This window comes from Collinsella aerofaciens (genome assembly GCF_015561195.1).
GTDB lineage: Bacteria > Actinomycetota > Coriobacteriia > Coriobacteriales > Coriobacteriaceae > Collinsella > Collinsella aerofaciens_AC.
This window is the reverse complement of sequence record NZ_JADMSU010000003.1, coordinates 118,002-125,366: the sequence shown is the minus strand read 5'-3', so window position 1 is coordinate 125,366 and position 7,365 is coordinate 118,002. Positions and strand designations below refer to the sequence as shown.

Below are 7,365 nucleotides of genomic sequence, written 5' to 3'. Positions count from 1 at the left end.
GCCCTCCGCCGAGCTCTCCCGCGGCCGCGGCGGCCCGCGCTGCATGAGCATGCCCTTCTGGCGCGAGGACCTCTAAGTCTTTCCGTTTCCGGTGCGGTCCCCCTACAACCGCACCGGTTTCGCCCGTCAAACGGGCACCGCTACTATTTACGTAATTCATTTTTTCGAAAGGATTTGAACCATGGGTGTTAACCTCTCCGGCCGTAGCTTCCTCAAGCTCCTCGACCTCACCACCGAGGAGATCGAGTACCTGCTCAAGCTCTCCAAGAACTTCAAGGACATGAAGCGCGCTGGCGTTCCGCACCGTTATCTCGAGGGCAAGAACATCGTTCTGCTCTTCCAGAAGACCTCCACTCGTACTCGCTGCGCCTTCGAGGTCGGCGGCATGGATCTTGGCATGGGCGTCACCTACCTCGATCCCGGTTCGTCCCAGATGGGCAAGAAGGAGTCCATCGAGGACACCGCCCGCGTTCTCGGCCGCATGTATGACGGCATCGAGTTCCGTGGCTTCGCCCAGGACGACGTCGAGGAGCTCGCTGCTAAGTCTGGCGTGCCCGTATGGAATGGCCTGACCACCGAGTGGCACCCCACCCAGATGCTCGCCGACATCCTGACCGTCCAGGAGAACTTCAATTACGACATCAAGGGCAAGACCCTCGTCTTCATGGGTGACTGCAAGAACAACGTTGCTCGCTCCCTCATGGTCGTCTGCTCCAAGCTCGGCATGAACTTCGTGGCCTGCGGCCCCGAGGAGTGCATGCCCGCTGACGACGTCATCGAGGCCTGCAAGCCCATCGCCGAGGCCAACGGCTGCACCATCAAACTGACCACCGACGTCAAGGACGGCGTCACCGGTGCCGACGTTCTCTACACCGACGTGTGGGTCTCCATGGGCGAGCCCGATGAGGTTTGGGCCGAGCGCATCGCCCAGCTCACCCCGTATCGTGTCACCTCCGAGGTCATGGCTATGGCCAACCCGGGTGCCATCTTCCTGCACTGCCTGCCTAGCTTCCACGACACCAACACCACTATTGGCGCCGAGAAGTGCGAGCAGTTCGGCATCACCGAGCAGGAGGTCACCGACGAGGTCTTCGAGAGCCCCGCTTCCAAGGTCTTCGACGAGGCCGAGAACCGCATGCACACCATCAAGGCTGTCATGTACGCCACGCTCAAGTAAGAGCATCTTGCATCTCGCTCGGGGTGTATTGCTGCACACCCCGAGCGGTTTTATCTGGTAAAAATCTCGCATCAAGCGGCAGGCACGGCACGGAAGAGCCGCTTCGGGCGAGATCAGTAAATGATTTATGAAGGGGGGATGAGAACTATGACTGAGACCGCTAAGAAAAAGCGCGGTATGCCTTCATCGTTCACCATTCTTCTTGCTCTGCTGGCAATTGTCGCAGTGATTACCGTTATCGTCTCCGGCACGTCCGGCGGCGCGGTTACTGCCGCCCGTCTGAGCGATTTCTGCACCGCCCCGATTAAGGGCTTCGCTGACGCTCTGCCCGTCTGTCTCTTCGTTATGATCCTGGGCGGCTTCCTCGGCATGATGACCGAGACCGGCGCCCTGGACAACGGCATCGCCGTTCTGGTGCAGAAGCTTAAGGGCAATGAGATCATGCTCATTCCCGTGCTGATGCTCATCTTCTCCCTCGGTGGTACCACCTATGGTATGTGCGAGGAGACCGTTCCCTTCTACGCCCTGCTCGCTGCTACCATGATGGCCGCTGGCTTCGACCCTATGGTCGGCGCCGCTACCGTCCTGCTCGGCGCTGGCTGCGGCTGCCTCGGCTCCACGGTTAACCCGTTCGCCGTCGGCGCTGCCGTCGACGCTCTGACCGGCGTTGACATTGCCGTGAATCAGTCCATCATCATCGGCCTCGGTGCCGTCCTGTGGATTGTCACTACCGCCATGTCCATCGTCTTCGTGATGAACTATGCCAAGAAGGTCAAGGCTGATAAGGGTTCCACCATCCTGTCGATGCAGGAGCTTAAGGACGCCGAAGAGGCTCACGGTAAGGCTGCTTCCGAGGTTCACAAGGAGGTCAAGCTCACCGGTCGTCAGAAGGGTGTTCTGATCGCCTTCGCCTTCACCTTCGTCGTCATGATCGTCGGCTTCATCCCGCTGGCAGACCTCAACGAGGGCGTCGCCAACTTCTTTGACGCTGGCGCTGTCTACGATGCCGACGGTAACACCGTCGTCCAGGGCTGGTCTGCCCTGATCACCGGCCTGCCCATTGGTCAGTGGTACTTCGACGAGGCTTCCACCTGGTTCTTCCTCATGGCTATCCTGATCGGTATCATCGGTGGCCTGTCCGAGAAGCAGATCGTCAACACCTTCATCACCGGTGCTGCCGACATGATGTCCGTTGTTCTCGTCATCGCCCTCGCCCGTGGCATCTCCGTCCTCATGGCTAACACCGGCCTCGACGTCTACGTCCTCGACGCTGCCGCCAATGCTCTGGCTGGCCTGTCCGGCGTGATCTTCGCTCCCATGAGCTTCCTGGTCTACTTCGGCCTGTCCTTCCTGATCCCCTCGACCTCTGGTATGGCTACCGTCTCCATGCCCATCATGGGACCGCTGGCTGTTAAGCTCGGCTTCTCGCCTGAGGTCATGGTCATGATCTTCTCCGCCGCCATCGGTGTCGTGAACCTGTTCACCCCGACCTCCGGCGCCATCATGGGCGGCCTCGCCCTGGCCAAGATCGAGTGGACGACCTGGCTCAAGTTTGCCCTTAAGCTCATCGTCGCGCTCTCCGTCGTCTGCGCCATCATCCTGACCGTCGCCTGCGTGTTGATCTAAGTACCCCACGGGTACCCCACGGAAACCTTGACGATCCTGTAAAGGATCACTTGGTCATCGTCTGTCCGGTGGGGTCAACCCACCGGTAGACTCCTACCTTTAGCCCCCTCCCGTTCCGTGCGCGGGAGGGGGCGCACTTATGTTCCGGCGTTTTACCAAACGCCGGAATCACTCGACGCTGCAAGCCCGCCAGAGCGGCAATCTGACGTTCAATCGTCGGGCATGGCCAAAAGGCCTATGCCCTCCTCTTTCACGTCACCTTGCTCGCTCTGGCGGGCTTTCGCTGACTTTTGTTCCACCTGCGGCGCTGCCATCGTTGGTGCAAAGGTGTCAGGTTGCTTCGCGCCATTCCCTCCTCTTTCGCGTCACCTTGCACGCTCTGGCGGGCGCTCGCTGACTTATGCTCCACCTGCGATGTTTCCATTATTGATGCAAAGAGGTCAGGTTACTTTGCACCAAAAGGGGAAGTTGCGGTGGAATAGTTCCTGTTTGTGTGTCCTGAGGGGCTAAGCGGGAACTATTCCACCGCAACTTATCGAGCGCGTGTTTGGTTGGTGCCTGTTGATGGCCTGGGCATCGGGGAGGGTCTGCTCCGTTATAATCGCGTAGGAACTTAATTTACGAAACGGGACGGGAGCCATACATGCGCCAGGGTTTCGACAACGCGAAGTATATCGAGCTGCAGGCTGCTCACATTAAGGAGCGCATCTCGCAGTTTGGCGGCAAGCTGTATTTGGAGTTTGGCGGCAAGCTGTTCGATGACTATCATGCCAGCCGCGTGCTACCGGGTTTTGAGCCAGACAGCAAGTTCCGCATGCTCAAGAGCATCGCCGACGATGTCGAGGTTATCATCGCGATCAACGCGAACCACATCGAGAAAAACAAGGCTCGTGGTGACCTTGGCATTACCTATGACGAGGATGTGCTGCGCCTGGTTGACCTGTTCCGCGGCAACGGCTTTGCCGTCGCGGCTGTGGTCATCACCCAGTACGCTGGACAGCCCGCTGCCGATGTGTTCCGCAACCGCCTGAACGCGCTCGGTATTCCCGCCAAGCTGCACTATCCCATCGAGGGGTATCCGCACGATGTCGATCTGATCGTGTCCGACGATGGCTATGGCAAGAACGAGTTCGTCGAGACCACGCGTCCGCTCGTTGTCGTGACGGCGCCCGGCCCTGGCTCGGGCAAGCTCGCCACTTGCCTCTCGCAGCTGTATCACGAGCATAAGCACGGCACTGCCGCCGGCTATGCCAAGTTTGAGACCTTCCCGGTCTGGAATCTTCCTCTGACGCATCCGGTCAATATTGCCTACGAGGCCGCCACGGCGGACCTCGACGATGCCAACATCATCGATTCCTTCCACCTTGAGGCCTACAACAAGACCACGGTCAACTACAACCGCGACGTCGAGGCCTTCCCGGTGGTCCGTGCCCTGATGGAAAAGATCCTGGGCAAGAGCCCCTACCAGAGCCCCACGGACATGGGCGTCAATATGGTCGGCTTTGCCATCACCGATGACGATGCCTGCCGCGACGCTTCCAAGATGGAGATCGTCCGCCGCTACTTTACCGCGGTCGAAAATGTGCGCCGTACCGGCGTGGGCGATGAGCAAGTCGACCGTCTCAAGATTATTATGAAGAAGGCCGGCATCGATAAGAACTACTCACCGGCGCGCTCGGCGGCCCTCACCAGGGAGCAGCTGACGGGTGGTCCCGTGGGTGCCATGGTTATGCCCGATGGTTCCGTGGTGACCGGTAAGACCTCCACGCGCCTAGGCGCCGCAAGTTCGCTCATTATGAACGCCCTCAAGCATGTCTCGGGCGTCGACCTTGAGCTCGAGGTCATTAGCGATGAGGCGATCGAGCCCATCAGCAAGCTCAAGACGCATTTCCTGGGCAGCAAAAACCCGCGCCTCCACACCGACGAGACGCTTATGGCGCTGTCGATCACCTCGGCCACGAGTGAGACGGCCGCTCGCGTCCTTTCGGGCCTGGAGCAGCTGCGCGGTTGCGACGCCTTCTTTAGCGTGATTATCTCGCCGACGGACGAGACGGTACTGCGCAAACTGGGTATCAACGTGTGCTGCGAGCCCAAGTTTGAGCGCCGCGGTTTCTTCCATCGCTAAGTTTGAAGCACCGCGGTAATTGCATTGCATTTTGGCCGTATCGGGTTAGCGCCCGGTACGGCTTTTTGATCAATAAAGCGCCTATTTCGGCGAAAAATAGTCGTTTACCTGCCTAGAAACAATTTGAGCGGTATACAATAACCGTAACTGTTTCATCCTTAGCGGGATGCCGCATGATGGATATTACCTGCCATCGTGAGGTGTGTCGGTCGCGCACGGCGCGTTAGATGCTCGTGCTCGGTTTGAGGAGGCTGCCATGGCGGGCAAGGGTCGTGCGAGTGTCAACGATATGAAGCGTGTCGAGGTGCTGGTGTTGATGGAGATCGACCAGCAAACCGAAGACAATGGCGGGCCGTATGGTTTCTCGCGCAAAACGCTTGCCGAGCGCGTGGGGGTTTCGCCGTATCGTGCCCGCGCCGCAATCGATCGCTTGGATTCCGAAGGCATGATTGATGTCGTCTCGCGTTATAGCGACGACGGCGGTCAGCTTGCAAATGGCATTTGCCTCACCGAACGTGGCGAGTGGTATCTTGAGGGCGTCCGTACCGGCATGCTCGTTCAAGAATTGCTTGAGGACGAGGTTGCTGATCGATAGCAGCATGTAACCCTTGCCATAGCGACGCCGCCTGGGAAACCGGGCGGCGTTTTGTTTCAAGATTGAGAAATGCAATCGAACACGAGAAAAATTGCGAACGGTCCGCGGCGCGAGTATTACAATGAAGACCCGTAAGATGTGGATAAACAACTTCTACGGGAAGCGCAGGTAACTCAATATGACCAAGCATGTGTTCGTAACCGGTGGCGTGGTTTCGTCCCTGGGCAAGGGTATCACCGCGGCCTCGCTGGGCCGTCTGCTCAAGTCGCGTGGCTACAAAGTAACGATGCAGAAGGCCGACCCGTATCTGAACGTCGACCCCGGTACCATGAGCCCGTTCCAGCATGGTGAGGTCTTTGTAACCGAGGATGGTTACGAGTCCGACCTGGACCTGGGTCATTACGAGCGCTTTATTGATGAGAACCTGACCCGCGATTCCAACTTTACGACCGGTGCCATCTACAAAAGCCTCATCGCCCGCGAGCGTCGCGGCGACTTTTTGGGCGGTACCGTGCAGGTGATTCCTCACGTCACCAATGCCATTAAGGATAAGTTCCGCCGCATCGAGGAGCAGACCGGCTCCGATGTAGTCATCACCGAGCTGGGCGGCACGATCGGCGACATCGAGTCCCAACCGTTTGTCGAGGCCATTCGTCAGTACCGCAAGGAGGCTGGCCCCGAGAACGTCTGCTACATCCACGTGTCGCTCGTTCCCTATATCGCCGCCGCCCACGAGGTCAAGACCAAGCCCACGCAGCATTCCGTCAAGGAGCTCCGCAGCTTTGGCATCCAGCCCGATATTATCGTGTTGCGCTCCGACCACCATATCGATGACGCTATCCGCGGAAAGATCGCAAGCTTCTGCGACGTCGACACCGATTGCGTCTTTACCAATGAGGACTGCGCGAGCATTTACGATGTTCCGCAGCTGCTTGCCGAGCAGGACTTTGACCTGCGCATTTGCGAGCGCCTGGGTCTGGACCCGCGTGAGCGCGACATGAGCGAGTGGAACGAGTTCCTGCGCAAACAGAATCACGCCAACCATCACGCCGACAAGGTGAAGATCGCCGTCGTTGGCAAGTACACGCAGCTGCCCGATGCGTACCTGTCGGTTATCGAGGCCCTGCACCATGCGGGCGTCTTCTACGATCGCCATGTGGACGTCCAGCTGGTCGACGGCGAGAGCCTCGACGAGCAGAATGTCTCCGAAGTTCTGGGCGACGCCTCGGGCATCCTGGTCCCCGGCGGCTTTGGCAAGCGCGCCCTGGAGGGCAAGATCCTCGCGGCCGAGTTTGCCCGCGAGCACAAGATTCCGTATCTGGGCATTTGCCTGGGTATGCAGGTGGCCGTGTGCGAGTTCGCCCGCAACGTCGTCGGCCTTGCCGGCGCCAGCTCCTCCGAGTTCGACCCGGACGGTCCGTTTAGCGTCATCGATCTGATGAGCTCGCAGGAGGATGTGACCGAGAAGGGCGGCACCATGCGTCTGGGCGCCTATCCGTGCAAGCTCGCCGCCGATACCCTCGCTCGCGAGGCATATGGCGAGGATCTTGTCTACGAGCGTCACCGTCACCGCTTTGAGTTTAACAACGCCTTCCGCGACCAGCTCGAGGACGCCGGCTTGGTTATCTCTGGCCTCTCGCCCGACGAGCGCCTGGTCGAGATGGTCGAGCTGCCGCGCGACGTGCATCCGTGGTATGTGGCAACCCAGGCTCACCCCGAGTTCAAGAGCCGTCCGACCAACCCGCAGCCGCTGTTCCGAGAGTTCGTGCGTGCCTCGATCGGTCAGCACGAGGGTGTCGATCGCCTGCAGGTGACGCCCATGAACCTCGCTACGGACTAAGG

6 protein-coding genes are annotated in these 7,365 nt (G+C 59.4%); all 6 read left to right on the top strand.

Features of this window, described 5'->3' with window-relative positions:
• The coding region (locus I2H81_RS10610; RefSeq protein WP_195239190.1) for an arginine deiminase family protein at positions 1 to 76 on the top strand (76 nt) is incomplete at its 5' end.
• A 105-nt stretch (positions 77 to 181) separates the two neighbouring features.
• On the top strand, positions 182 to 1,177 hold the full coding sequence (gene argF / locus I2H81_RS04560; protein ID WP_117584234.1) for an ornithine carbamoyltransferase: 996 nt from the start codon (positions 182 to 184) through the stop codon (positions 1,175 to 1,177).
• Positions 1,178 to 1,315: 138 nt separating this feature from the next.
• Positions 1,316 to 2,803 (top strand): YfcC family protein, encoded by a 1,488-nt coding sequence (locus I2H81_RS04555; protein ID WP_411266927.1) that lies wholly within the window; start codon positions 1,316 to 1,318, stop codon positions 2,801 to 2,803.
• Between the two features lie 643 nt (positions 2,804 to 3,446).
• Positions 3,447 to 4,928 (top strand): DUF1846 domain-containing protein, encoded by a 1,482-nt coding sequence (locus I2H81_RS04550; RefSeq protein ID WP_006234276.1) that lies wholly within the window; start codon positions 3,447 to 3,449, stop codon positions 4,926 to 4,928.
• Between the two features lie 256 nt (positions 4,929 to 5,184).
• Positions 5,185 to 5,523: a helix-turn-helix domain-containing protein gene (locus I2H81_RS04545; RefSeq protein WP_195644713.1), complete on the top strand. Its 339-nt coding sequence runs from the start codon at positions 5,185 to 5,187 to the stop codon at positions 5,521 to 5,523.
• Between the two features lie 178 nt (positions 5,524 to 5,701).
• Positions 5,702 to 7,363: a CTP synthase gene (locus I2H81_RS04540; protein ID WP_055252564.1), complete on the top strand. Its 1,662-nt coding sequence runs from the start codon at positions 5,702 to 5,704 to the stop codon at positions 7,361 to 7,363.
• The last annotated feature ends 2 nt before the right edge of the window (positions 7,364 to 7,365 follow it).